Annotated in this window: 26 protein-coding genes; 1 reads left to right on the top strand and 25 read right to left on the bottom strand. The window is 27.2% G+C overall.

What is annotated here, in order from left to right:
• Positions 1-27: 27 nt before the first annotated feature.
• From Q4A58_RS00870 to Q4A58_RS00815, 12 genes are all read right to left on the bottom strand, one after another.
• Positions 28-2,784, bottom strand: a complete 2,757-nt coding sequence (locus Q4A58_RS00870; RefSeq protein ID WP_303115593.1) for a conjugal transfer protein TrbE — start codon at positions 2,782-2,784, stop codon at positions 28-30.
• Between the two features lie 37 nt (positions 2,785-2,821).
• Positions 2,822-3,079 carry a VirB3 family type IV secretion system protein gene (locus Q4A58_RS00865; RefSeq protein ID WP_303115590.1) on the bottom strand — a complete coding sequence of 86 codons (258 nt, stop codon included), beginning with the start codon at positions 3,077-3,079 and terminating at the stop codon, positions 2,822-2,824.
• Positions 3,080-3,092: 13 nt separating this feature from the next.
• On the bottom strand, positions 3,093-4,022 hold the full coding sequence (gene trbB, locus Q4A58_RS00860; protein ID WP_303115587.1) for a P-type conjugative transfer ATPase TrbB: 930 nt from the start codon (positions 4,020-4,022) through the stop codon (positions 3,093-3,095).
• Entirely contained in the window at positions 4,012-4,329 is a 318-nt protein-coding gene (locus Q4A58_RS00855; protein ID WP_303115584.1) for a hypothetical protein, read from the bottom strand. The genes trbB and Q4A58_RS00855 overlap by 11 nt, the downstream gene beginning before the upstream one ends.
• A 45-nt stretch (positions 4,330-4,374) precedes the next feature.
• Entirely contained in the window at positions 4,375-6,387 is a 2,013-nt protein-coding gene (locus tag Q4A58_RS00850; protein ID WP_303115581.1) for a type IV secretory system conjugative DNA transfer family protein, read from the bottom strand.
• Between the two features lie 37 nt (positions 6,388-6,424).
• A complete protein-coding gene (locus Q4A58_RS00845) occupies positions 6,425-7,591 on the bottom strand; it encodes a TrbI/VirB10 family protein (protein WP_303115578.1) in 1,167 nt (388 codons plus the stop codon).
• Positions 7,592-7,600: 9 nt separating this feature from the next.
• Entirely contained in the window at positions 7,601-8,431 is an 831-nt protein-coding gene (locus Q4A58_RS00840) for a TrbG/VirB9 family P-type conjugative transfer protein (RefSeq protein ID WP_303115576.1), read from the bottom strand.
• Positions 8,432-8,443: 12 nt separating this feature from the next.
• On the bottom strand, positions 8,444-9,133 hold the full coding sequence (locus tag Q4A58_RS00835) for a type IV secretion system protein (RefSeq protein WP_303115574.1): 690 nt from the start codon (positions 9,131-9,133) through the stop codon (positions 8,444-8,446).
• A gap of 21 nt (positions 9,134-9,154) precedes the next feature.
• Positions 9,155-9,481 carry a TrbC/VirB2 family protein gene (locus Q4A58_RS00830; protein ID WP_303115571.1) on the bottom strand — a complete coding sequence of 109 codons (327 nt, stop codon included), beginning with the start codon at positions 9,479-9,481 and terminating at the stop codon, positions 9,155-9,157.
• A gap of 101 nt (positions 9,482-9,582) precedes the next feature.
• On the bottom strand, positions 9,583-9,891 hold the full coding sequence (locus Q4A58_RS00825; RefSeq protein WP_303115569.1) for a toxin-antitoxin system YwqK family antitoxin: 309 nt from the start codon (positions 9,889-9,891) through the stop codon (positions 9,583-9,585).
• Complete coding sequence (locus Q4A58_RS00820) at positions 9,860-10,399, bottom strand: hypothetical protein (RefSeq protein WP_303115567.1); 540 nt, start codon at positions 10,397-10,399, stop codon at positions 9,860-9,862. Before Q4A58_RS00820 ends, Q4A58_RS00825 begins: the two co-directional genes overlap by 32 nt.
• A complete protein-coding gene (locus Q4A58_RS00815) occupies positions 10,387-12,669 on the bottom strand; it encodes a MobA/MobL family protein (RefSeq protein ID WP_303115564.1) in 2,283 nt (760 codons plus the stop codon). Before Q4A58_RS00815 ends, Q4A58_RS00820 begins: the two co-directional genes overlap by 13 nt.
• Positions 12,670-13,154: 485 nt before the next feature.
• On the opposite strand from Q4A58_RS00815, the gene Q4A58_RS00810 reads away from it, so the two are divergent.
• Complete coding sequence (locus tag Q4A58_RS00810; RefSeq protein WP_303115562.1) at positions 13,155-13,757, top strand: tyrosine-type recombinase/integrase; 603 nt, start codon at positions 13,155-13,157, stop codon at positions 13,755-13,757.
• A gap of 56 nt (positions 13,758-13,813) precedes the next feature.
• On the opposite strand, the gene Q4A58_RS00805 is transcribed toward Q4A58_RS00810, so the two are convergent.
• From Q4A58_RS00805 to Q4A58_RS00745, 13 genes are all read right to left on the bottom strand, one after another.
• Complete coding sequence (locus tag Q4A58_RS00805) at positions 13,814-14,695, bottom strand: type III toxin-antitoxin system ToxN/AbiQ family toxin (protein WP_303115560.1); 882 nt, start codon at positions 14,693-14,695, stop codon at positions 13,814-13,816.
• A gap of 162 nt (positions 14,696-14,857) precedes the next feature.
• Positions 14,858-15,529 carry a hypothetical protein gene (locus Q4A58_RS00800; protein WP_303115558.1) on the bottom strand — a complete coding sequence of 224 codons (672 nt, stop codon included), beginning with the start codon at positions 15,527-15,529 and terminating at the stop codon, positions 14,858-14,860.
• Positions 15,530-15,562: 33 nt separating this feature from the next.
• Complete coding sequence (locus Q4A58_RS00795; protein ID WP_303115556.1) at positions 15,563-16,027, bottom strand: hypothetical protein; 465 nt, start codon at positions 16,025-16,027, stop codon at positions 15,563-15,565.
• 18 nt (positions 16,028-16,045) lie between these two features.
• Positions 16,046-16,477, bottom strand: a complete 432-nt coding sequence (locus Q4A58_RS00790; RefSeq protein ID WP_303115554.1) for a hypothetical protein — start codon at positions 16,475-16,477, stop codon at positions 16,046-16,048.
• 22 nt (positions 16,478-16,499) lie between these two features.
• Positions 16,500-17,603, bottom strand: a complete 1,104-nt coding sequence (locus Q4A58_RS00785; protein WP_303115552.1) for a ParA family protein — start codon at positions 17,601-17,603, stop codon at positions 16,500-16,502.
• 317 nt (positions 17,604-17,920) lie between these two features.
• Positions 17,921-18,190 (bottom strand): hypothetical protein, encoded by a 270-nt coding sequence (locus Q4A58_RS00780; RefSeq protein ID WP_303115548.1) that lies wholly within the window; start codon positions 18,188-18,190, stop codon positions 17,921-17,923.
• Between the two features lie 138 nt (positions 18,191-18,328).
• Positions 18,329-18,853, bottom strand: a complete 525-nt coding sequence (locus tag Q4A58_RS00775; RefSeq protein ID WP_303115546.1) for a S26 family signal peptidase — start codon at positions 18,851-18,853, stop codon at positions 18,329-18,331.
• 41 nt (positions 18,854-18,894) lie between these two features.
• The gene (locus tag Q4A58_RS00770) at positions 18,895-20,241 is read right to left on the bottom strand and encodes a type IV secretion system protein (RefSeq protein ID WP_303115544.1); all 1,347 of its coding nucleotides are present in this window, start codon (positions 20,239-20,241) and stop codon (positions 18,895-18,897) included.
• 1 nt (position 20,242) lies between these two features.
• Positions 20,243-20,545 carry a hypothetical protein gene (locus Q4A58_RS00765; RefSeq protein WP_303115542.1) on the bottom strand — a complete coding sequence of 101 codons (303 nt, stop codon included), beginning with the start codon at positions 20,543-20,545 and terminating at the stop codon, positions 20,243-20,245.
• A gap of 12 nt (positions 20,546-20,557) precedes the next feature.
• Complete coding sequence (locus tag Q4A58_RS00760) at positions 20,558-21,337, bottom strand: conjugal transfer protein TrbJ (protein ID WP_303115539.1); 780 nt, start codon at positions 21,335-21,337, stop codon at positions 20,558-20,560.
• Between the two features lie 40 nt (positions 21,338-21,377).
• Positions 21,378-23,390: an ArdC family protein gene (locus tag Q4A58_RS00755; protein ID WP_303115536.1), complete on the bottom strand. Its 2,013-nt coding sequence runs from the start codon at positions 23,388-23,390 to the stop codon at positions 21,378-21,380.
• Positions 23,383-23,508: a hypothetical protein gene (locus Q4A58_RS00750; RefSeq protein ID WP_303115534.1), complete on the bottom strand. Its 126-nt coding sequence runs from the start codon at positions 23,506-23,508 to the stop codon at positions 23,383-23,385. Before Q4A58_RS00750 ends, Q4A58_RS00755 begins: the two co-directional genes overlap by 8 nt.
• Before the next feature lie 38 nt (positions 23,509-23,546).
• A partial coding sequence (locus tag Q4A58_RS00745; protein WP_303115531.1) for a DNA topoisomerase occupies positions 23,547-24,920 on the bottom strand: 1,374 nt, incomplete at its 5' end.

Genomic DNA, 24,920 nt, shown 5'->3' with positions numbered 1-24,920 from the left:
TCTGTAAGACACATGTGTCCTATACTTTTAAAAACTGTTTTTTTCTATTAATTCTTTTATTTTCCCAACAACAATTTCTCCTTCAAATCCTTTATATTCTAACCACTTTACATTAAATTCTTCTTGGCTTAGATGACCTAACTCTTTACATTTTTCTAAATCCTTACCTCCAGATGTGGCAACATAAGAAAGTTCTAGCTTTGATAGTGCCAATTCAAATAATCTTGATCCTTTAGGATTTTTAAAATAATATTGTCTTTTAGGCACTGAATTATATATTATATCTATTTCTGTATCATTAAGATCAAACATCTTATAATACGATTGCTGAATTTCTGATTTTGCATTGCTATTTGGTAAGTAAATTCTTGTATAGCATGCATCTAAGATTGCACTTTTTATTTTGCTCTCTGCTACATCAGATAGAGACTGAGTTGCAAATACAACTCCAACATTATTTTTTCTCATTACCTTTAACCATTCTCTTATTTTGTTTTCAAATTTAGGATTATCTAAAAATACCCAACATTCATCTAATGTTAAAAGTGTAGGTGTTTTTTTATCTACCATTTTAGTTTCTATTACATGAAATAAATAATTTAAAGTTGGCATTACTGCATTTTTCGTCTCTAATATTTTTTCCATTTCAAACACTATGTAATTTGACTCTTTCAAAAAGTCACTATTCCCATCAAAATATTTTGCATAAGCTCCATTCCCATAATATGCTGTCAAAGCCTCTTTTATAACTTTTGATTGTCCACCAACCAAATCTACAAACGATGAAATAGTTCTCTTATGTTCTGGTAAAGTAGTTAATTGTGTTAAAGCATTCCATACATAATTTTTTATTTCTGGTGTTAATTGAACTGAATTACTTTCTAATATGTCTTCTATCCACTCCTGACACCACTCTTTTTCTTTATTTGCTCTACTTTTTTCATTTCTTTCAATTTCTGAAATCTTTTCTTCTTCAATTTTTGTTATTATTTTTCCTTCAATCTCTATTTCTTTTTTAAATTTTTCAATAAGAAATTTTGAATTATCTCCAATACTTCTTAGTGGTTGAAATCTTATATTATCTTCTCCTAAATCATAGAAAACTCCATCACAAGCCTTATTTAAAACTTTTGTAGAAGCTCCTTTATCAAATGCTATAACTTTTGTATTTCCATAAGCCAAGTATTCCGCTTGAAGCATTCCAAGTAATACAGATTTTCCAGATCCAGTAGGACCTATTATTAGAGTGTGTGCCACATCTTTATAATGTAAATTTAGTCTAAATGGCGTATGTCCTATTGTTTGACAGTATAATAGTGGTGGTTTTTTCAAAAATTCATTCTTCTCATCTCCAGCCCATACCGCATTTAGTGGAATTAGATGACTATAAACTCTTGAATTTTGTGGTGGTTTTCGTTCATTCATAACTATATTTCCTGGTAACGAACCGAAAAAACAATCTAAAATATTGAAATCTTCTATTTGAGCTGTAAATCCTAAAGAATTTAACTTTGCTCTTATAGTTAAAGCATTCTTTTCAACAATACTTTTATCTTGATCTTTCAAGATAATTGTAATCGTATAATAACCTAAAGCTGTCTCTTCTTGCTCTATTAATGTTCCTTCTTGCTTTACTTGTTCCTCTTTATATCCTGCACTTTCATTCTCCTCTGTTTTCTTTCTAAGTAAACCTTCTTTAATTAAATTTGTAAATGATGTCCTCGCATTTCCCCATCTTTTTGTATAAAATTTTATAGTTTTTAGAGCATTTAATTTATCTAACATCATATATCTTGTACTCCAAGTATATTCAAAATTCAATCTATTTAATTGATCTAAGATTCCTGGTATTGAATTTCCTGGAAAAGATAATAATGAAACAGCCTTTATATACTCCTTCCCTAGTTGTGGAGTTAAACCTCCAATTAATGGAGTATCAGAAATGTAATTATCTATTAAAATTGGGAGTATTTCTTCCCTTATATTATCTTTATCTTTTTTATACATTTCTGGTAATTCTGTTCCTACTGCTATAATTTTACTTTCTTTCACCAACTTTCCATCATTTACAATAGACCTTTCTTTTATAAATGCTTTTGGTACTTTTAAAAACTCTATTTTTATATCTGAAATTAAATTATGGTAATATGTTAAAGTTTCATCTATATTTAGTACCTTGCACTCTGATAATACTTCACTTAATAAGAAAAATAACCTGTATATTTCATCATTATAATATTTAAGATTATCTTTAAAATGATTTTCGATTATTGTCACATCTGTATTCTTAAAAAATATATTTCTAGCCTTTTTTAATTTATCTTCAGGAGTATTGTATGTAAATGTTAAGTAATAATCACTTTCGTAGTGGCTTCCAGAAGTGAAAAAATCATTTCTTTCTAATTCAATTATCTTTAAAGGAATTGCTTTTATATTCTCTTTTTGAATATAGCTATGACTTTTTCTTCTAATAGCATTCAAGTGCAATGTCCATGTTGCATCTAATTGTCTTAGTACATTATTACATCTTTCATTTACTAGATATAATTCATCTGGAGTACAGCTATCTAAATCTCTACCCCTAAATTTAAAAGTAGTTTGAAAACTTCCGTCTTTTGTCATTACTATAGGGAAAGTTATTGTTTTTAAATCTTCACCTTCTCCAATAAATAAGTTAGATTCATTGTTTTCATAGATATACGCCCATGGCAATAAATCTGTCAATGAATCATCATTATTTTTGAATTTTTTAGGTAAATTTCTCTTTTTAAATTCTCTAAACATTTTATTCCTCCTAAGAGACATACTTATCTCTTATAATTTATGAATGATAATAGTCTTTATACCTTAAATGATTTCTAAATACAGTAAAGAATAAATAATCTTTTTTTGTTAATTTAACTATTATATAATGAAGAGGAATTGTTACAAAAATTATAAAATATAATGTTTCCGTTGCAAAAAATGAAATTAATCCTACCAACATATTAAGAAGAACCGCTGTTCTCTCTCCTCCTGCAGTTGTTGGAAGGCTTATAAATCCTTTACAAATAGGAAATCTTAAATCCTCATATTTCATTTATACCACTCCTTTAAGTTAAATATTTTAATATATATTCTTCTTTTTTAGTATCGTAGCCTTTAAGTTCTATTATTCCTTTTACTTTTCTTCTTAAGCCCTCTCTTTGTAAATCAATTATTAAATTTATCGTATCTCCTATTTTTTCTCTTTGTGGTGATGTTGAGACTTCCATTATATAACTTTCAAATTGCCTTATTCCCTTTATAGCATTATCTGCATGTAAAGTACATAAACCTCCAGGATGTCCTGTATTCCAGGCTATTAATACATTTAGTGCTGCTCCATCTCTAACTTCTCCTATAACTATTCTTGTTGGCGTTCTTCTAAGAGTAGATACTAATGACTTTCTCATAGATACATATTCACTTGTTTTCATAAATAATCTATTTTCACAACTACATTTAAGCTCATTTGTATCTTGAATAATTATAATTCTTTGGTTATATTGAGACATTTCACTTAATATTGCATTACATAATGTTGTCTTTCCACTTCCCGTTCCTCCAACTACAAGAATATTTTTCCTTTCCTTTACAGCTTCTTTTATACATTTGGCTTGTGTTTCTGACATAATCTTGTCCCTAACATAATCATCTAATGTTAATTCTAAAATAGAATATTTTCTTATATTGAATGCCGCTGTTGTTGTGAGCGGAGGAATATTTCCTTCAAATCTAAATCCACTTCCTGGCAATTCTGCACTTATAATAGGATTTTCTACTGTAGCCTCTTGCCCAGAATGGTTAGCAACTAAATAAATTATATTTAAAGCCTTATCTGCTTCCATATACCCTTTAAATATCATCCCTTGTGATAATGTGTCTATAAAGACTTTACCATCATCATTCTTCATAATTTCAACTACATCTTCATCATTCATATATTCCATTATTTGTGGACCAAAGCTTATTTCAAGAAGATCTAATAAATTACTTTTCATTTGACTTCTCCCTTGTTTTTTTCTTTTCCTCTTCTTCTAAAAAATTAAGTATTGCCTGTTTTAAATTCTCTATTTTTTCAGGATCATTAAGAATTTCATCTATTATATTTTCATCTGTCAAAAACAAAGACTTTATTTTTAACCATAAATTCTTTCCTTTTTTTTCTATCGATTTCTTTTTTTCTAATTCTGCTAATTTTAATTTTTCTTTTAATTCTTCAATTTTTTCATCTATTGTTTTCTTTTTATTTTTAGGAGTTTCTAAATTATCTTCAACAGTTACTCCTTCATTTTTTTCTTCTATCATCTTTGCCTCCTTTATCAACTATGGGACACATGTGTCTCTTAGTTTTTATCTGTATTCTTTTATTATGTCTGACTGTGAATTTTTTTCGAGTGCTGGAACTCTTGCAATTCTATTTTTAAACTCATCATCGTTATACCATCTATTTAATATTCCATTAATTGGAGGTTTGCCTGCTGATAAAATCACTGAATCATCTTCCCCCATGTTATGTATTTCTTCTTTAGTCATAAGAGGTCTTTTTACATAACTTTCAGAATAATTTACTTTTTTAAATAATCCAGCCCCATATGATTTTGTAATTATTTTTTCAGTTTTATTTCCTAATCTTGTTTCTATATATTGAGCTGTATCTACATCATTTGTAGTATAGTAAATAGTAGTAGACATGTTACCTAGGAAACTATTATTTTCTCCATAAACTTCTTTTAATTGCTTCATATCTTGAATAATTAGAAGTGCTTTCATTCCATAACCTCTTATATATGATATTGCTTTATGAAATAAATCTACTCTCCCTATTGCAGTTAATTCATCCATCAGTATTAGTAGTCTATGTAAATAAGCTACATTCTCTCCTTTTTTGTTCAGTTTTATTTCTTCAGTAAGAATAAAAATTATTTGATTTAAAAATAACTTTAATAAAACAGAGGTTATATCAACTGAATTAGGAGGTGTTACAAAATATAAATCTACAGGAGTTTCATAATTCATTAAATCTTTTATTCTGAAATCTGAATAAGCTGTATTTCTTGCTATTGTAGGCACAGAAAATGGAAATAATTCTGTTTTAGCCGTTGACATTATTCCAGACCTTTCTTTTTCTGCTTTTCCTAACATGTCTGCTGCTACTCTTGATACCTTAGGATGTGTTCTAGGACTTTCCATCCCATTTTTTAAGACAATAACATCATTATATATTTCATAAAAAAGACTTTCTCTTTCTTCTGAATTATGTTCTTCTGAAATCATTTTCTTTAATTTTTCTTCTTCAGAAAACTGTGGGCTTGTGAAAAAGTTATAAACATCAGTGATATTTGCAGTTCTATTTTTTACCATATACAAGACATGTAAAATTACAGCTGCTAAAAAATTAACCCCATTTGGTCCGAAAAATTTGTCTTTTAATTTATCAGGAGAAACTATAGTTTCTGCTATCATGTAAGCTTCTTGATATTCATAAACTGTTCCTTTTCTTATTTCAACCATAGGATTGTAATGACAAGATAGATTTTCTCCAGTTTTTATAATGTTTCCTTTTTTATCAATTTGTCCATCTGCTGTTGCATGAAATCTAAATACTTTATGTCCTAAGCTCCTTCTATATGCCGCTGTATATAACCAGTTGTCACCTTTAATATCATTTACTAATGTTGAGCCTTTCCAAGTAAGTAGGGTTGGGATAACTACCGAAACTCCTTTTCCTCCTCCAGTCCTTGCTATCATCATTACATGACCTGGGCTTGAATCTATCAAATCTCTACCCCATTTATCTCTTCCTAAATAAACTCCATGTTTTTTATACTCATTATTTTTATATTCTTTTTCTAATATTGATAATTTTATTACCATTTTAGACATTTCTAACTTATTTTCAGGAAATTCTATTTTTATATATGGCTTAACATCATATATTTTATCCCTTAACATTTTAGCAATGCCTGAGTATTTATATTCTTTTTTATAACTTCCAGTTTTATATGGGAAAAAATCCATTTTGTCTATATCTTCTTTCGTTGCCCATTCAGCACTTCCATGAACCGTAATTTTCTTTTTTTTATAATTCAACAAGGCTAAAATAAAAATTCCTAAAATCAAAGCCCCACCCATATTTCTATGTGCATAATCAATGGCTTTTGGAGCTCTTTTTATCTTATTCCACTCTAATATTCTTATAGGAGAATATATAGGAATATTATTTAAGTGAAACATTGGCTTCCCTAATGCTTTATGATAAGCTACCCTTTTCGCAAAACTCTGTGTTCCAACGGATAATACGACTGGAACTATGATGAAAAATAGTATTTTTGATATTTTCTTTTTTATAGAATCTTTCTTCATGCTTAGTCTCCTCATAACTAAGAGACACATGTGTCCCCTAGTTATTGTATGGCTCTAGTATTAAATCAGAATGAACTGTTATATTAAATCTAGTTCCTTTCTCTATTATAATTGTAGGCTGCCTTGATAATGCTTTCTCTGCAAAAGTTTCTCCTATTGCTACTATTTGTTGTCCTGCCCCATCTGCAGCAGCTCCTCGCCAATCCCTTTTGTCAACTGTAATAGATGCTGCACTTCCTAGCAAAGATGAAAGTAATACCCCTTTTAATAATGTAGAGAAATGATTATCAACTAATCCATCTATTCCAGCTTGTCCTGATAAGTCTACTCCCTGCATATTATCCAAACCTATTGTTTTTCCATTAGGGAAAATTAATCGTTGCCATATAATTATTAATCTTTCTTGCCCAAAAGTGATACTTGAATCATAAGTTCCTATTATTTTTGTACCCTGTGGTATGAGTAAATTTCGACCAGAAATACTATCGAATACATTTTCTGAAACTTGTGCTACTACAGCTTTTGAAGGTAAATCAGAATTTATTCCTGTTATCATAGTGGCTGGTATAAAATCTCCAGCTTTTAACTCAAACTCTGATAATTGTGCCACCAGAAAATTTTCTTGGTAGAATCTTTGAGCAGGTTCATTCATTAAAAAATTCTTCTTACTCTCTTGCCTATTCCCATCATAATCAGTTACAGGTTTATTTTGCTGCATTAAAAAGCTTCCAGTTGATGATTCTTCTACTTTAGGACGAGAAGCAATTGTAATTGTTGTAGGGCTTCTTAAAGCTGTAACTACCTCGTCTTCTAATTGCTTTATTCTGTTCAGCCTATCTTGTTCTTCTTGGCTCAATTCTTCTTGTGCTGGAACATTATAATCAGGATTATCGTAATCTTCATCTGCAATATTTTCATCTCCATATTTAATATTCTCTAAGTCTTTAATATTTTCATAATTTACCTCATTATCTGTTTTTTTATTACTTAATGTTTCTGATTTTTTTACTTGCTCTTGCTCTACTTCTCTATCTCCAAATAAGTCTTTTCTAAAGATAATTACAACCAATATAAAAATTATTATAATAAATATTATTTTAAAGAATTTTCTATTTAAAAATATTCCTCTTATATGCTCCCCTGATACTGTGTTTTTTTGCTCTGTATTTGCATTCTCATAAATGTGAGGATCTTGATTATTCATAGACACCTCCTACAATGAAACAGAGAAATTTTCTTTTTTCTTAATAAAACTTCCTTTTCTTTTTATTATAATTTCTCTATCTCCAATTTTAAGGACAGCTTGTTCTATTAATCGATCTATCACATAAGCATTAAGTCGTGGATTATATCTATTTCTTACAATTGCATCATCTCCTGTTTGCTCATCCTTTATAAATAAAGCTGGTAATTGTTGAGTATCTATATTTTCTGGCATAGTTATTACAGTCTTTTTTCCATCATCATATACAGCAACTGGCGACCAAGAATACTTATTTTTTTTCCATTCATAGTTAAAATTCATATTAGAAAGGTCTATTTTTATCTCATCCTTTTCTCTTTCTCTTTTTTGTATATTAAGTAACTCTATCTCTTTAGGGTATTCAAATGTAGTAATTGGTGCATAGCTATTTAAGCTTGCTTCTAATACCAAATTATATATTCTTTTTGTTGTTGAAATGATTAAGTTTGTACGAAGTTCTGGAATAAAAGGTTTTATAGATATTGCTGGGGACATTCCTTTCTCACTTCCTGTGTAATATGTTTGTATACTCCATCTTGTAGCATCCCCTATTTCAGCATGTATAATGTCTTCATCTTTATTTAAAATAACAGTAGAAATGTATCCTGCTCTTGTAATTATTCTATAAGAATCTTTTTCATTATAAAAATAGGTAGACACTACATCAGTTTTACTTTTTTTATAACCTTTTTCTATTTGTGGTTGACGTGTTGAATATTCATCAAATTCACTTGCCCTGTCTACAGCAGAAAAAGAAATACTTGAGAGTAGTAAACATAAACAAAATATATATTTTTTCATTTTTAAGTCCTCCTAATAAGATTTATCAGCTGTTATACTGAAATCTTTAATTAAAATTTGCAAAGGGTTAATTATTATATCTTCTTCAGATAAATTATTTACTTGCTCCACAGAAAAGATTCCTGTCATTTTTTTTGTTTCAACATTATTTCCAGAAATATATTTTCTTTCTGTCCAATTTATTCTATATGAATCATTCTCTTTAAGCATTGATGTTATAGTTACATCTATAGCTTCTTTATTTTTATACTTTTTCTCCAAATCATAATTTTGTATTTCTTCACTCATTTTATTTTTCATTTCAGCTGTTAAAAATGCATATTGACGCTTAAATTTTTTATAAGTAAATACTTGATCAAGTGATATTGAACGAGTATTCATAACATGATCATTTAACATAGAAAAAATTATGGAGTCATTAATATCATATTTAACTTGATCCATTCTCCCTTTAAAGTAAATTGAACCATTTTCTTTGTCAATCTCTATAATGTATGGGACTAATTTAGTCTTATTTGCTAAATAAATATATGACATTAAAGAAATTCCAGCAAGACATGACATGACAAGAAAAGCTAATTGCCAATTTCTAATACTTTTAGCTAAATTTAAATATCTATCATATGCAGGATTAAATATCTCTAACTCACCTATTTTCCCAAAATTACTTTTTGGAGATTTATAACTAAAAATTTTTTTCATAGTTAATTCCCCTATCCTTAATTACATCAAAATAGAACCTGAGTATCCGAAAAAAAGTGGACCCCAGCTAGCAGCGGCAAAAATTATTGACATCCCAATAACGACCTTCATAAGCCAACTTCCACCTTCCATAGCATTTCCCCAAATAATTTTATAGCCAGCAAATGCAAGAGCTAAAATTGATAAAAGCCTTGCAGTAGAACCTGTAAGATAGCCCAGAAATTTGGTTAACATCTTATCCCAAGGTGCATCCGAAGTTGTTGCCATTGCTACACTTGATAAGGCAAAAAGTAAAAATACCATTATCATTTTCTTGTTAATTTTCAAAAATCTAAATTTTTTTTTCATTTTTTATTCCCTCCCTTAATTTTTTATTTTCTTTTTTCAAGAAATCTGTTAAAATGAAAAAAAGTTTACTCAATATAATATCTTAATATGGAGTAAGCTTTTTATTTTTCAAATAAAATCATTGAAGCTAATTTTTCATCTATTTCTATTACCACTTCATCTTCTTTTTTACTTAATTCCCATTCTTCTTGATTTATTAAAAATAAACCCAATTTTTCAACAATATCCTCAGGTTCTGCCCCCTTAAAAGGATTTCCCATTAAAATATCATTTTCATAGATTCTCTTTTCTTTTATACTCCCATCTTCGTTATATAATGTTGCTATACCATGAAGCCTGCCATATCTCATTGGACATTCTTCTTTTAAATTTCCATTTTCATAAAAAATTTTCCAAATACTTTCTTCCATTTTTTAGAAACCTCCTTTTTTCTATATATTTTTTACCTTTTTCCTCTTTTACTTTCATTTCTGTATCTGTAGATGAATGTAGACTATCAATATATCCTATCTGTACTGCTAAAGGATAGTCTAACCTTTCAGTCATTTCAAACAATGCCCCTAAAGAAATCAATTTATGATTTCTTTTCTTTTTCTCTTCTCTATCTAGGAATAAAACTTCTTTTTGATCATGTTTTTCAATAGAAATTTCAGACAATATTTTTTCACCAAGGTATTTAAAATATTCAATTTCATTTTCTTTGTTATTCAGTTCAAGTAAATGTCCAACAATAACTTCGGTTGAGTACTCTTTTGTTAAAGTAATTTCAAAAATAATTCCTAATTTTAATAATTTTCTAGCTCTTAGGATTCTCTCTTTTTTCTTTCCTTTTCGCTGTAAATACCTTTTTCTTTTAGTCAAGACAGCTATTCTTTTTTTTAAATTATGGATTCTTGAATTATAATCTACATTTCCCATTCGTACTCCTTCTCTCTTTTTAAATTTATATCTAAATTAGACCTAATTTCACTTGAATCTGCTGCTAAAATATTATGAATATTATTCTTTAAGCTACTTAATGTTCTTGCTGTATTTTTATTTGTTAACCTTCTTTGAGGTAACCTAGTAAATGCCCTTACTTCTTTTTTATTATCTTGAATATTAGATTTTAACTGATAACTAATCTTGTTTTCTTGTTTTAATTGAAATATTACTCTTCTATTATCTTTTATAACCCTCTCATAATACTCCTCTAATGTTTTCACTTCACTTTTAAACTTCAAATGCTTTGTATATTTTTCAACTAAAATATTTTCTTTTTTTATTGATGCTTTCAATTCTTCTCTACTTAATTCAAGACTTTTCTTTAAAACATTTTTTCCAAAAGCAATTAAGCTCATTCTTTTTAGTACTTTCTCTTTTTGTTCTATTTCTTTTTTTAACTTTTCTTGTTCTTTGCCTAATCTCCAATATTCATTCTTAGATAATCTTCCTATTACTATGATTTCTATTCCTCTAAGGTTATGCTTATTATTGTATACTTTATTTATAATTTCTATTTTGTTAATATTTTCTTGAGCAACTTTTATTCTGTTATTATTTTTTTCTATTTTATTATTTATCTTTTCTATATTTTCTTTTACTAATTTTTCAACACTTTTACTTTCTTTGTATTCAGTGTTTAGCAAGTTTTCTATTGCAACAATTTCTGAAGATAAATTATACATCTTTTTATTATCTTTCATATCTTTTACATTCTCTTTATTATATAATTTTTCTAAGTTAGAATGCTTATAAAGTAAAGCTAGTCTTTCTTTTTCATAGTCTAAATCTGAAATAAGATTACCTTTCATTTTTATTTCTTCTCTTACGAAATATAATCTAAATTTATCTTTTTTCTGTATCTTTTCTGATAATTCTTTAAGTTTTTCTTCGTCAATACTTTCAAGTAACTCTAATATATTTTTCTTGCTATTTCCTAATTTATAATCATTTTCCAGAATTTCTACTTTTATATTTTTTAATTCTTCTTGATTATATAGAGCTGCTTCATTATATTTCTCTTTTAATTTTTCACTATGATCTTGTAAATTAAAATTATCCACAAGTTCTGCATTATACTTGTAGTCTGTTATAACATTTATTGCTTTTTCTTCACTATTTTCATTTAACAAAATTTGTTCTTCTATCTTTAATCGTAATTTATCTTTCTTTTTGTATTTCTTTACTGTTTTTTCATTTTCTTTATTGTTATCTTTAGATTCATAATTCTCATTAAATTTACTCATAAAGAGTTCTTTAGCTTTAGCTAAATCTCTTATTCTATTTCTTTCTAATTGTTCAACTATATTTTTATATTTAATTGAGTTTTCAACACTATTTTTTATTTTTTCAATTTCATCGTTTAATGATTTTTTTCTTCCATTTAATATAGATAATATAGAATTTTCAGGGTAATTTTTAATTTTTTTAGAAACGGCAGCAAGTTCTTTTTTTAACTTAAAATATTTTCCTTTACTTATTATATTTAAAGCCCTTTCATTACTATTTTGTTTTTCTAATTTTTGAATTTCTGCTTTTAAATCTTTCTTTTCAACTTTTTTTATTTTTTCTAGCCGTATTCTTTTAGCTTCTAAAAAATTATCATATTTCTCTTGCTCTTTATCAGTCAAAGTAATATTTCTATCTACTTTATACAATATTTTTCCTGAAATATTTAAAGGAACCCTATTATATTTCTCAGCTTGATCAAACATTTCTCTTTCTAATAATTCTCTTCTTATTTCTCTTAATGATCTACAATCTACTCTTGCTTCAAATCCATACTTTTCTAATAAATTATTAGATTCAATTTCCCAGCTTTTTCTTAATTCTAAAAGCTTTGATTTTTCTTGCCATTGTCTATTTTTCATAGCCCCACCAAGTGCAGGATTTTCAGAATTTGCTCTTTTAAAAAATTGGTCTAACTTTCTATTTATTCCATCATTTTCACGTTCAGAAAACATTAAATGACAATGTAAATTTTTTTCACCTTCTTTATTAAAAGATTCATGTATTGCATAAGTATATGGAAATCCTTCTCCTAGTTCTTTTTTTACAAAATTAGATATCAATGTCTTGGCTTGTTCATGGTTAAATTCATTTGGTATATTTAATTCCATCTCCCTGTATACGACTGAATTTGCTCTCTCATAAGTATCTGCATATTCCCAAAATTTAACAGCACTTGTACCATCAAAAAAATTCATATTCCCTGATTCTGAATAAATTAATTCTTCTTTTTTTGATATGTAATTTTCTTCTCTTAATATGTATGCAGCATGTTCTCTTGCATAACCTAATTTACCTTTTTTATAATGAAATCTATATTCTGCTATTTTGCATACACCCCCTTCAGCCCCTCAAGGGGCTACTTTTTTATGATGGCAAAGCCTCATAAAAACACGCTCGTTTCTCTGAATAGAGAAACGCGTAAGCGTGCATTTTTATTTTCAAAAAAATAAAAATGACTTTTTTGTCTTTTTTCCTAAACATATCTTTTTTTCTTATTTTTTACTTGATATTTATAAAAAAAACTATTATAATAAAAATAATGATACTCCATATTAAGATATTATATGTAGTATTAATTTTTTATATTTGAATATGTTTTTAAGATAAACAAATTTTTTATTGATTATTACTATATATTTTGTTAGTATTTATATAAATATATGTAGTATAAGAGGTAATTATGAAAGTTAATAAAAAAGGACAGGAAGTAAAATATATTAGAACTGAAGATTTAAAAAAAATAAGAGAATATCTAGTTTGGAAAAATAAAATTGTATTCCTAGAGTTTATAAATTTTGGCTGCAATGTTGCTCTCAGAATTTCAGATCTATCAAAATTATGTTTCCAAGATATAGACGAAAAGAACTGGAGAATTGAATTAATTGAAAAGAAAACTAAGAAGAAAAGAATTATTAAACTAAATAAAGTATGTCAGAAGGCTATAAAAAGCTTGAAAAAATACTATCAAGATCTAGGATATGATTCTAAAGGTTATTTATTTAAAAGCTTATCTCCATATCAAAAGAAGTATAAACTAGATATGCCCTTTACTATTAATGGTGTCTCTAAAGAATTTAAAAAAATTGAAGATTACCTAAATATTTCTTATCCTTTAGGCTCTCATTCATTACGAAAAACTTGGGGAAAAAACGTCTACGAGAAAACTCTTAACATAGCACTTATAATGCAAGCTTTTAATCATTCTAGTCCACAAATTACACTAAAATACATAGGAATTGAAGAAGAAGATATAAATAGATTATATGAAGAATTTGAGATATAGATTAAAACTACCCTATATAAAAAAGTCTTCTATAGTAAAATACTATAGAAGACTTTTTATCTTTCAATTCCTTTATCTTTTTCTATTTTTATTGTCTTTTCTTTCATTGGAACAAATTTTTGCTCTAGTTCTTTTGTTATATAAAGTTGTGATACATTGTAATATTCAATAGGTTTTACATAAAATTTTCCTTCTTCTATATTTGTTAAAATTCCTTTTATAGCTCTCTCATTAGCTTTTATTCTTATTTTATGTTCTTTAACCATACTTGCTGGAATCCATTTCCGATCTTCAGAATGAGATTTAACTAGAATTTGATTCCCAGTCAAACAATTATAGTTCTTATCTTTAACACTTTCTCTTATTTCTTTAAGATTATTTATAATAAGTTCATAATTTTCTTTGTTTACTTCAAATTTCTTTTCAAGTTTTTGAATTTCTAAATATTCTAAGCTTTTTTCCTCTAATAATTTAAAATTACAACATCTTTTCTCTATATTTTTAGGTAATCTATTCGTTTGCAATAATCTGTAAAGCTTTCCTGCATGTTTTAAAATCTTTAATTTATTTACTTCTTCATTACACCAAGATAACTGCTTCTCTACCAGCTTTTTATAATCTAAATCTTTCTCTAATATGGGATTATATTCTGAAACAAAAATACTATTTACAGGAAGCATGTTATTTAAATTTATTGCTCCTTCCTTTCCATTATTTATTTTTATAAAGTCAATATTATTCTTCATTGAATAAAACTTTGATTTTTTCGAAGAAAGAGGAGCTAGGTATTTAAAATTCTCTACTTCTATAAGAATACCAATATAAGGTCTTTTTTCTTTCTTATTTTCTTTTGAGTTATCAGTTACATTACTGTCAAACATCCTTAAATACCTAATATATTCTTCATTAATATGATAAAACTTAAATCTTTTATTCATTAGTATATTCTCCTTTAATAAAAAAAGTCGAGATCTCTCCCAACCTTTCCTATCCCAATACTTTGGGAAACTTTTTTAGTTCTCACTTAATGGTAGAGTACACCGCTTTTTTCTTTATCTTCTTATGTAATTATATTCTGTGTTTTCATTATAACATTTTTTTTATTCAATTTCAAATATTTTTTCTATTTTTTTCAATAATCCTAATACCTTATCCTTTTTATCTTCAGGTAAACTTTCAAATTTATCCTGGTAAGAATTTTTTAAAAATTTAAAATCTGTTATAATTCTTACTTCTTCTGCTTTTTCTTTATTTTCTATCTTTTCTGCTTCATTTTCTTTAAGTAGCTCTTTTACTTCTATTAATTTTACACCAGGATTGAGTTCTTTAAGTAAATCTTTGTTCTTGTATAATTCTTCTATCTCTCTGACGCTTAAAAGGCTTATTATAAGCTTAGAATGCTCAGGAGCTAAAGTATATAACTCATATCTTTTTCTTAGCCTTAAAGCTGTTTTAGGGTTTATTCCGTTGTAGCCTAAAAATTTTAAATAACTTGCTTCAGGTGAGCCTTTTTTACTTAATTCTTTTTCAACATCAAATAAAATTTCTCCTAACTTTATTGTATCTTCAGCTTGAATAGATATTATTTCTCTCGTTTTTTGTTTTAAATAATCTTGTAAATCTTTACTTTCTGAAATCTCTACAAGACCTGCAAAATCTAAGTATTTATCATATTTATTATAATTAACCACTGCTTTTATTTCCTGTTTCTTTTCTGATTGCTTTTCTTTTCTACTATTAAGCAAATTGCTAAATCTTTCCTCCATTCCCATTGCATCTCACCTTTATTTTTTACTCCTTGTATTCTATTTCAAGTATCTTTTTTCAAGCATGAATCTTGTTCCATCCCATAGCTCTATGAGAGCTGATTTCTCATCTGAATAGATTATTTTACCTAAACTAGGGTTATCAACATATTCCTTTATAGGGTTTCTTACTTCTGTATTATGATTATTTAGTTTTTTTATCTCTTCATTATATATTTTGTTTTCAACAACATATACTTTTTCTATTTGTTGTTTACTTGAGTATTTTTTGTGGGCTTCTTCTACAGTTCTTTGCACTTCATAATCTCTTCTAATTTGAGTATCTATATCCTTCAAATTTTCTCTATGCTTCATTTCAGAGTCTTGATAAGAATTACCTAAGATTAAAGCAGAGCCTATTATAATTGCTGCTCTTTCTTCTCCCTGTAAACTTCCCCACCAGCTGGCTTGAACAATAGTAGAAATTAATAATAATCCTGTTATTATTCCTTTTAAAACCTTCATAATAACCTCCTCACAATTTTATTTTATTTTCTTATTTAAATATATCATTAATAAAGTAATTGTAAAAATCATAAAAATACCACTAAAAATATTCTGATATTTAAGAAAATAAAGAAAGCTTTTTGAATGAATTTCATTTTTATATTTTTCCTCAAAAGATTTCCAAAGTAAATCAACTGTTTCTTTTTCTTCAAATTTATCTATTAAAATTCTTTTTTCTGCTGTTTCCAATACTATTGAAAATTCCTTAGCATGTTCTTTTATATTTCCTGATTGTAGGTATAAAATCTCAAATTCTTTATCTGTATTCTCTTTTATTTCTTGTTTTAAACTACTTTCTGTACTTGATGACCTTGGTAATAATAGTGGTGCAGAAATAAGATAAGAAGATTTATTTAAAGAAAAGAAGAAAAAAATCGTAATAACTAATAACTTATTAAAGTTAGACATTCTTCTTCCTCCCTTTTTCTTGTTATTTTTCTATCATGCTTAAAATAACATCTAAAAAGCTATTTTGAACTTCTTCCAATACTTTAGCTTTAGACTCCCAAATTGTTTTTCCTTTTTCTATTAATGTTTCTATTTGTGAAAGTTCTTTAACCGGCTCTGGAAAACAAATTCCTGTTCCTTCTAAAAATTTCCCAAGCTTTTCTCTGTATTCTCTCTGTGTTTTAGTATTTTTGTATAGACTTATAATGACTGCCTGTACTTTTTCTGCTCCAGCTTCTTCTATGACTTTTAAAATCCCTTCTGTTGTTGAATAATCACAAAAAGTTGGAATAATTATTTTATCTGAATATTCTACAAATTTCTTATCTATTTCCATTGTTGGGATAGAATCTATAATTATGTAGTCATATTCTTCTTTCTTTTTTTCTATCCAGGTTTTAAATTTTTTTTCAAATGCTTCACTAAATACTGATGATTCAGTAGGTATAAAATCTAAATTTTTTCTTAACTGTATATATAAGTCTTCATTATCTCCAAATAAAACTGCATGTCTCAAGCCACGAGTCATGTCATATTTTTCAAGCTCTTCCTTTTTCATCGTATAGTGCAATATATTGTTTTGACTATCTGATGTTGCCAGTAAAGTTTTATATCCATTTAAAGCAAGTCCTGAAGCTATTTGAACTGCTGTAAAAGTTTTTGATATACCTCCTTTATTATTTTTTACAGTATATACTTTACTCATAATTCCTCCTGATTTTATTCTAATTTCTTTATTCTCAAGAAAAACATTAACTGTTGGATTAGAGTCCAAAGCCATTGCTTTTGCAACTGGCAAAGGAATTAAAATATTATAATTTGCATATTCTTTTTCTCTATTACTGAAACTTTTTATAAGAGAAAGATTTTTAGTACATTCTTTTAAAATCTTATTTTTATCATAAATTATTTTTTCTTCTTTAATTTCAGATCTTTTTATTCTAATTTCAGCATTTTTATAAATAAGATTTAAGTTTTCTTTCTCATCCTTAATATTCAAAGTTTTTAGAATATCTTTATTTAATGTAAATCTTGCTTGATTAAGAACACCATTTTTCTTCCTGAGAATGCTTACTTTTCTTTTCATAACTGCTCCTGTTCAGAAGCTATTAGTTTAATTGAGAAATAAACTCTTTGTAATCTTGATATGTTAAAAATATCCTTAAAATCACTTTTCCTCGAATGTTTAATTTCATACTAATAGTCCCGTCTTGATTATAATGTAGTACCATATTATTTCCTCCTTTAAATTTTTTATTGAAATTTAAGGCAGAAAATGATACACTTAATTGCGGTTAAGGGTGGTCATTTATGGCTGCCTTTTTTATTCTTTAACAATTATTTTATTTATAAGATTATTCCTCTTTATATTTTCTCAACTAGAAGACACATGTGTCTCCTAGTTTATTTAAATAATGTTAAATCTATGTCATCTGGCTTTGCCCAAAATATAATCTTGTCATAAAAATGTTTTAAAAAATATATTCCTAAAAATATTAATGAAGCCCCAAAAGTTGCTCCTAATACATTACTCTTAGCATCTCCAAAAATATAAACCCCAAGAGAAAGGACTATTACAATAGCTAAAATTCCTGCAAGAATATTAAAAATTGCAAAAAATATTCCTCTAAATGCCATTAAAAAATGATAAATAATTGTCTTAAAAATTTTCATTACTCTCATTCTCCTTCCTATAAAAGGATAGTACCCTTTTTCTAAACATTCCAAAACTTTCAGTAATTAATAACAACACCTTCAATTAAATTATATCTATAGTATAAATATATCATTTTTAAGGAATGATGTCAATATTTAAAATTTTATTTTTATTTCTGCTTTCTTTAAAATTTTATCCTTACTAATTAATCCGAAATATCTACTATCATAAGATTTATAATGAGAAGATAATAGTAAGTATTCATTTTTATTTTTAGGTTTTAATTCTTCCAAGCAAATCTCTTTTATAGCTCTACCTTTTGAATCTTTATTGAATATAAGACCATAATTCTTGCCAGATACATATAAATATTTATGAAATTTATCTTCCTTAATTTCTATCTCATCTCTATTTGAATAATCAGCTGCAACTTCTTTCAATAAAGTTTTTGCAAATCGAGGCAAATAACCTCTACTATAAAGTATTTCTAATTCTTTTTCATTTAAATAGAATTGTACAGTATCACCTATTTCTATATGCTCAATATCTGTTAATTTATATATTCCTAATGGCAAACTTTCTGTTACATTTATCGTATAGTTTGAAGATAGAATTTTTAAATAAGCCATAAAAGAAAAAAACATTAGAAACATTATACTTGCTCTTTTTTTTGTATTCACCCAGCCTCCTTCAACTAAAGGACACGTGAGTCTCTTAGTTTTCAATAATCGTCTTTCGCCCAATTAGGAATTTCCCCTCCATTCATAGTAGGTTTAGTTGCACTTTCTGTGTTTGTCGATGATGTATTTATATTATTTTCAGTTGAACCTATTGTATTGCTAGAATTGTTAGTTTGTTGGGATTGTCTATTGTTTCCTGTATTTATGGTATCAGTTTTTGAATTAGTACTTTTATTTTCATTTATGCTAGAAGAGTTATTGTCAGGAGAATCTGTATTACCAGCCAATTTTTCAGCTAACGATTGATTACTTGATTTTCTATTACTGCTTGGTTTTTCTTCATTAGTTTTATCTTTACCCTTTTCTTTGAATATGGCATATCTTCCAGCTGCATACGTTCCCTTAACTGCTCCTCCTATAGCTCCTCCTAAAGTTCCAATAACAGCTCCTCCTACTGGTCCACCTACAATTCCTCCTACAGTTTTTCCTAAACTACCTCCTGTTTTTGCTCCTTCATATGCTCCTTTTACTGTTTCTTTTGTCCCTCTGTACATATGTGCCATTCCTGCTCCTAGTCCAGCTACTGCTCCTGTCGCTGCTGACATAGCTGCCCCAGCATTTAATGTTGGTGTTCCAGTTAGTAAGCTTGTTGTCATAGATGGCATTGATAGTAGAACAGTTACAAGAATATAGGCTGTTCCAGCTACTATTAAAGAATAATCAAAAGTTATTTTTTCTTTAGGAACATCAGCTAAACTTTTTAATATCTTTTCACATATAAGAACCCATATATTAAATACACATAGTTTTATTGAGGCACCCATAATAGTTTTAAAAACATTTTTATAATATTCTACTGTTATATCTAAAGCTCCAAATGGAAGAAAAACAATAGAAATACCTGTTAAAAAGTAAAATTCAACCCAGCATATTATGACTTGTATTGCTATAAGAAAAAAGCCAATAGCTATCAATATAGCTAATATCAAAAATACATAAGTACTAGGTTTCCAACTAACTGCTTTTCGTACATGATTAGCTATATCTATTCCTAAATCATAAATTTCAGATGGTTTATTAAAATAATTACTACCCTTTAATGAAAGTCCCAGCCCCTTTGAACCTATTTCCATAAAAAAACTTTTTACTCCATTTAAAATCCATTCGTATCTGTTAATAGCAAACATAATAAAACCAATCTTCAATATTTTAATTTTTCCCCATTTAATATAGCTAAAACTTTCATTGTCAATATTATTATAGATAGTTAAAGCTATTTCTATAGTACTAAGAAAAAATAATAATGAATATGCCATAATTTTTAAGTTTTGTGGAATTTTTTCTAAAACATTTATAAAGATATTCAGTATCTCCGTAAAAGTTTGCATTCTACCACTTCCTATCTAAAAGATTTGCTCCTGGATCTTTTTGTTTAGGTGCTCTGTAAAATAATTGTGTCTCTTCCCAATCCAAATACTCTCCTTCTGCGACTTTATCTCCATTTTTTCCTAAAATTTCTAATTTATTCATCAAATCTTCTATCTCTTTTAGTTTTTCCTTATTATCCTTATCTTTAGCTTCCTTATAAATAGCCTCTTTTTCAGCTTTAGTATAAATAGGATATTCAACTTCTTTCTTTCCACAACTAACTAAAAATAAACATATTAATAAACCTAATAACATTTTTTTCATGATATTTTCCTCCTACCATTTTCTATCTAAAAGATTTGCTCCTGGATCTTTTTTCTTTTCAATTCTCTTAAAAATATTTTCTTCATGTTCAAGTTCAATTTTTTCGTTTTGCAATTTTTGCATAACTTCAGCATTTTGTGTTTGTAGTGATGAAGCAAGTAAGGTTCTTAATTCTCCTAATATTCTTGCTTGTTCTCCTGCCATATTTATTCCTGCTTGAAGAACTGCCTTCTGCCCTTCTGCACTATTAGCTGCATTCATAAGAGCTGTTATTCTTTGTGCGTCATTTGACAATTTTTCAGGACTGCCTAATCCTACCATAGCAAATGAATCATGTGTCATTTTTCTTGTTGCTTCTAATAGATCATCAGCCTTTCTTATATATTCATCAGGAGTCAAGCCTTCTAAATTTTTAAAGTCTGTATATGTATTTTTAAAAGCATTTTCAAAATTTTTAAAAGAGTTTATACTGTCTCTAAAACCGTTTTGAATAGCTAATAATTCTTGATAATCTTGTTGTATCTTCATAAGCTGTCCTGTTGTAAGTTCTTGAGCTAAACTCATCATATTTGTCATTTCCATTTCTATTTGTTTTAATTGATTTTGTGTTTGTTGAATATTCTCAAATAATTCTTTTCCTAAATCTGTTTGCATAAGGGCTTGTTTAGCTTGCATAGCTACTAAAATTTTAACTATTTGTTTTAATGCACTACTTCCTCCTTTACCCCCAAATATACCAGCATTGACAACAAGTGATAACAATAAAAAACTTAAAATAATTTTCCTTTTCATTTTCCCTCCTTTAATTATGGGACACATGTGTCTCATAGTTTTATCTTTCAATTCCTTTATCTTTTGCTTTTTCTACAGTTCTTTCTTTCATTGGAACAAATTTTTGCTCAATTTCTTTTGTTATATTTAATTGAGACACATTATAGTATTCTATTGGCTTTGCATATAATTTTTCTTCTTCTTTATGTAAAGCTATTGTTAGAGTAGGTGTTTGATTCTCTTTTATAGATATATTATTATCTTTCACATCACTTGCTGCTATCCATCTTTTTTCACCAGACAAATGATTTTCTACTATTATTTGATTCCCTGTTAAACAATTATATTGATCCTTTGGAATATCTTTTTTAACTGTTTCCTTTACTAAAGCTTCCAGTTCTTTTTTCCTTTTTTCTTTTACTATCTCTTTTTGTTTTTCTTTTTCTTCTATATCTTTTATATAATTTGATTTCTCTGTATAATACTTAATTTCTCCTTTATCACTTGAATAAAAAAGTTCTTTATTTTTTATTAATTTCCCAAGTTTTTCATTTAGTTGCTTTTCATCAATTCCTATTTTTTTAGATATTTCTGTTTTAGTTATATTAGGATTTGCTTTTATTTCTTTTTTTATACTTTCAGATATCTCATTTTCCTTTATTTTTTCTCTTTCAGTTAAATACGACTGTTCCTTCTCTTTAAAATGTCCTATACTTTTTTCAATTTTTTCTAATATTTCCTTTGCATCCTTTTCAATTGCTTCAGGAGTCGTTCCAAAATTTTCAGCATAAGAATTTTTATGCTCTAACAGATTTTTTGGAAAACTTTTTAATCTGTATTCTAATGCATCCGATACTTTTTCAAAGCCTCCAAACTCTTTGTCTCCCAAATCTATTCTTATTTTTTCTGTAGAGTATCCCTTTAAATTAATAGTCATCCAAGATTTATAATATCCCATTTCTTCAATTTCTCTTTTTAAGCTATATTCTTTATCAAATTTAATAACTTTTTCTATAAACTCATATGCTTTAACTCCCCTGTATTTTTTTTCTTCTTCAAAGTTAAGATTTTTTGTATCTTTTGATGTTTCTGCATAATGAAATTCTACTGAGAAAGAGTCTAACGGATGTGGTCTAAATTCTTTTTGTGAAAATTCTCTTAGTTGTTCTTGCTCGTGTTCAATATATCTTTCATATAATCTTTCACTTGCTTTTTCTGCTTGTGCAGCAGCTCTAAATAATTCATTAGAATCATTTTTTAAAATGTTTATCCAGGATTTTAAATATGCACTATGGTTATCAAAATGCTCTCCTTCTAGTTTTATTCCTAATTTTGATTGAAGAAATACAGAACCTAGTTCTGCTACTAATTCTTCTTTTGCATATTCTTCACTTCCAAATCCTCCAGTTAATCCAGTTAAATCTCTATTTAATCTATCTTTATGTCCTGTAGAATGTACCATTTCATGAAATGTAGTTTTTAAAAAATCTTGACTACTATTAAAGCTTTCTCTAAGAGGTAAAACTATTTCATCTTTTCCAGGATTATAATAGGCTTTATCCTGTGCAACTTCTTTTATACTACATTCAGAGCTATTTATAAAATCTTGTACAATTTCATTTGACTCATCTTTAGTAAAGTTGTTTATTTCTAATTTAGGAATATTTTCTATTTGTTCTGCATTGAAAACATAAAAATAATTTACAAGTGGTTTATCTAATTTTACTTCTTTTTCTACTTCTTTACCATCTTTATTTATCTCTTTTTCTTTTTTTGTAAATATCCATTTTTCACATAAAGTTCCTTTTTCTCCTTTTCTCACATTCCAGCCATTTTCTGCTGCTTGTTTAAAAGTCAACCAACGAGGATCTTTATATTCTTTTTCTATAGCCTTTAGCATTAATCTAACTCTATTTCCACCTAAATATCTAACATTTGATACCGGGTTCTGTGGATATAAAGCACTGCTATTCCAATTTTTGGAAAATATTAAATCTCCCCTTTCCATGTTTTGAATTAATTTATCTACTATTTTTTTCCTGTCGTTCATTACTATGTCAAAAGCATTATTCATCTGTATCACCTTCTAAATCTTCTTCTGATACAATATTTCCTTCATCAACTATTCCTAATTCTTCTTTAATTTGCCCTATTTTAAAGTTTCTTAATTCATCTAAAAATTTATCTTTCATTTTTACCTCCAACTATAAGACACATGTGTCTCTTACTTTTATTTCTTTTTAGTTTCTTTAAACTTATCAAATATTAGATTTGTGTATTTATCTTTTATTTCTAATTTAAAATACGCGTCATATTCTTTTCCTGATTTGCTTTGAACTTTATTTATTAAAATTGATTGACCCGCTAAAAGTGTTTTAGCTCTTGCATTTGTTACATCTATTTCTTTTAATCCATAAATTTTCAGCTTTTTGAAAAGAGAAAAATTACATCCGTTTTTATATTCGCTACAGTAGAAGTTTTTATCACTTGAGTATACTTCCCCTTTTTTGCATTTAGGACAAGTTCCAAAATTTTCTCTTCCTTTATTATTATTTTGGTTTACAACCTTAGAAGAGATTTTTATATTTTCAGAAGAATTTATAATCTTTTTTACATCTTCAAGAACTGATATGGTTAAATCTTCTATTTCTGCCTTACCTTCTACAATTTCTTGTTGTATGCTATACCATAAAGCTGTTGCGTCTGCTGTTTTTAAAGATTCAGGTAATATCTTTAAGTACTCTTTAGCTAGTTCTGTTGCAACAATATATTTCTCTTCTTTTTTTAAATAACCTTTATCAAAAAGTGATTGAATTATCGGTCCTCTTGTTGCTGAAGTTCCTATACTTCCATTTATTCCCTGTTTTCCTTTATCTTTCGCCTTTAATATTTCTCTTATTTCAGGATTTTTAATATATTTTGCTATATTTCTCATATCAAGTAATAATGTAGAATCTGTATAAGGTTTTTTAGGCTTTGTTTCCTTTTCATCAATATAAAAGTCCTCTTGATTTAATAAAACATCATATACACCTTCTGAGAGCTTAGAAAGTTGATTTTCTTCTTCTGTATCTTCTTCATCTTTCACTTCATTAAAATATTTAGTATAACCAGGATTTATTATTTTTATTGACGATTGCTTAAAAAGACTATTTTCAATCTCTATTTCAGCTTCTGTCTTCTCTAATTCAATTCTTTCTAAAAACTGAATTAAATATCTTTCAGCTATTAATTTATATATATTTTTTTCATCATAGCTTAGTTTATTTAGTTCAAAGGCTTCCATTGTAGGAATAATGCCATGATGTGGATTCCCTTCCAGTTTTTTTGAGTTAAAACATCTAGGTTTATCAGAAAAATTAAAATTAGCATTTATATTTAATTTATCTGAGACATATTTAACTAATTCAGGTGCTTCTTTATAGTGTTCATCAGACAAATATTGAATTTCTGATCTATTGTATGTAATTGCTTTATATTTATCTCTTAAAGCTTGTGTAATATCTAAAGTTTTTTGTGCAGAATATCCATGTATATTATTAGCTAAGGCTTGTAATGAATCTAAATCGAAAGGCAATGGATTTTCTTTGAAGTATTTTTTCTT

Source organism: Fusobacterium sp., from assembly GCF_030528405.1.
Lineage (GTDB): Bacteria > Fusobacteriota > Fusobacteriia > Fusobacteriales > Fusobacteriaceae > Fusobacterium.
This window is presented reverse-complemented; position numbering and strand designations above follow the sequence as displayed.

Coding starts and splice junctions, on each gene's coding strand:
- Q4A58_RS00755 (WP_303115536.1), bottom strand. CDS start 23,390: ATGAATAATGCTTTTGACATAGTAATGAACGACAGGAAAAAAATAGTA.
- Q4A58_RS00770 (WP_303115544.1), bottom strand. CDS start 20,241: ATGCAAACTTTTACGGAGATACTGAATATCTTTATAAATGTTTTAGAA.
- Q4A58_RS00760 (WP_303115539.1), bottom strand. CDS start 21,337: ATGAAAAGGAAAATTATTTTAAGTTTTTTATTGTTATCACTTGTTGTC.
- Q4A58_RS00805 (WP_303115560.1), bottom strand. CDS start 14,695: ATGAATAAAAGATTTAAGTTTTATCATATTAATGAAGAATATATTAGG.
- Q4A58_RS00795 (WP_303115556.1), bottom strand. CDS start 16,027: ATGAAGGTTTTAAAAGGAATAATAACAGGATTATTATTAATTTCTACT.
- Q4A58_RS00840 (WP_303115576.1), bottom strand. CDS start 8,431: ATGAAAAAATATATATTTTGTTTATGTTTACTACTCTCAAGTATTTCT.
- Q4A58_RS00800 (WP_303115558.1), bottom strand. CDS start 15,529: ATGGGAATGGAGGAAAGATTTAGCAATTTGCTTAATAGTAGAAAAGAA.
- Q4A58_RS00815 (WP_303115564.1), bottom strand. CDS start 12,669: ATGAATTTTTTTGATGGTACAAGTGCTGTTAAATTTTGGGAATATGCA.
- Q4A58_RS00820 (WP_303115567.1), bottom strand. CDS start 10,399: ATGGGAAATGTAGATTATAATTCAAGAATCCATAATTTAAAAAAAAGA.
- Q4A58_RS00825 (WP_303115569.1), bottom strand. CDS start 9,891: ATGGAAGAAAGTATTTGGAAAATTTTTTATGAAAATGGAAATTTAAAA.
- Q4A58_RS00790 (WP_303115554.1), bottom strand. CDS start 16,477: ATGTCTAACTTTAATAAGTTATTAGTTATTACGATTTTTTTCTTCTTT.
- Q4A58_RS00850 (WP_303115581.1), bottom strand. CDS start 6,387: ATGAAGAAAGATTCTATAAAAAAGAAAATATCAAAAATACTATTTTTC.
- Q4A58_RS00865 (WP_303115590.1), bottom strand. CDS start 3,079: ATGAAATATGAGGATTTAAGATTTCCTATTTGTAAAGGATTTATAAGC.
- Q4A58_RS00855 (WP_303115584.1), bottom strand. CDS start 4,329: ATGATAGAAGAAAAAAATGAAGGAGTAACTGTTGAAGATAATTTAGAA.
- Q4A58_RS00835 (WP_303115574.1), bottom strand. CDS start 9,133: ATGAAAAAAATTTTTAGTTATAAATCTCCAAAAAGTAATTTTGGGAAA.
- Q4A58_RS00830 (WP_303115571.1), bottom strand. CDS start 9,481: ATGAAAAAAAAATTTAGATTTTTGAAAATTAACAAGAAAATGATAATG.
- Q4A58_RS00780 (WP_303115548.1), bottom strand. CDS start 18,190: ATGAAAATTTTTAAGACAATTATTTATCATTTTTTAATGGCATTTAGA.
- Q4A58_RS00785 (WP_303115552.1), bottom strand. CDS start 17,603: ATGAAAAGAAAAGTAAGCATTCTCAGGAAGAAAAATGGTGTTCTTAAT.
- Q4A58_RS00870 (WP_303115593.1), bottom strand. CDS start 2,784: ATGTTTAGAGAATTTAAAAAGAGAAATTTACCTAAAAAATTCAAAAAT.
- Q4A58_RS00810 (WP_303115562.1), top strand. CDS start 13,155: ATGAAAGTTAATAAAAAAGGACAGGAAGTAAAATATATTAGAACTGAA.
- Q4A58_RS00845 (WP_303115578.1), bottom strand. CDS start 7,591: ATGAATAATCAAGATCCTCACATTTATGAGAATGCAAATACAGAGCAA.
- trbB (WP_303115587.1), bottom strand. CDS start 4,022: ATGAAAAGTAATTTATTAGATCTTCTTGAAATAAGCTTTGGTCCACAA.
- Q4A58_RS00750 (WP_303115534.1), bottom strand. CDS start 23,508: ATGAAAGATAAATTTTTAGATGAATTAAGAAACTTTAAAATAGGGCAA.
- Q4A58_RS00765 (WP_303115542.1), bottom strand. CDS start 20,545: ATGAAAAAAATGTTATTAGGTTTATTAATATGTTTATTTTTAGTTAGT.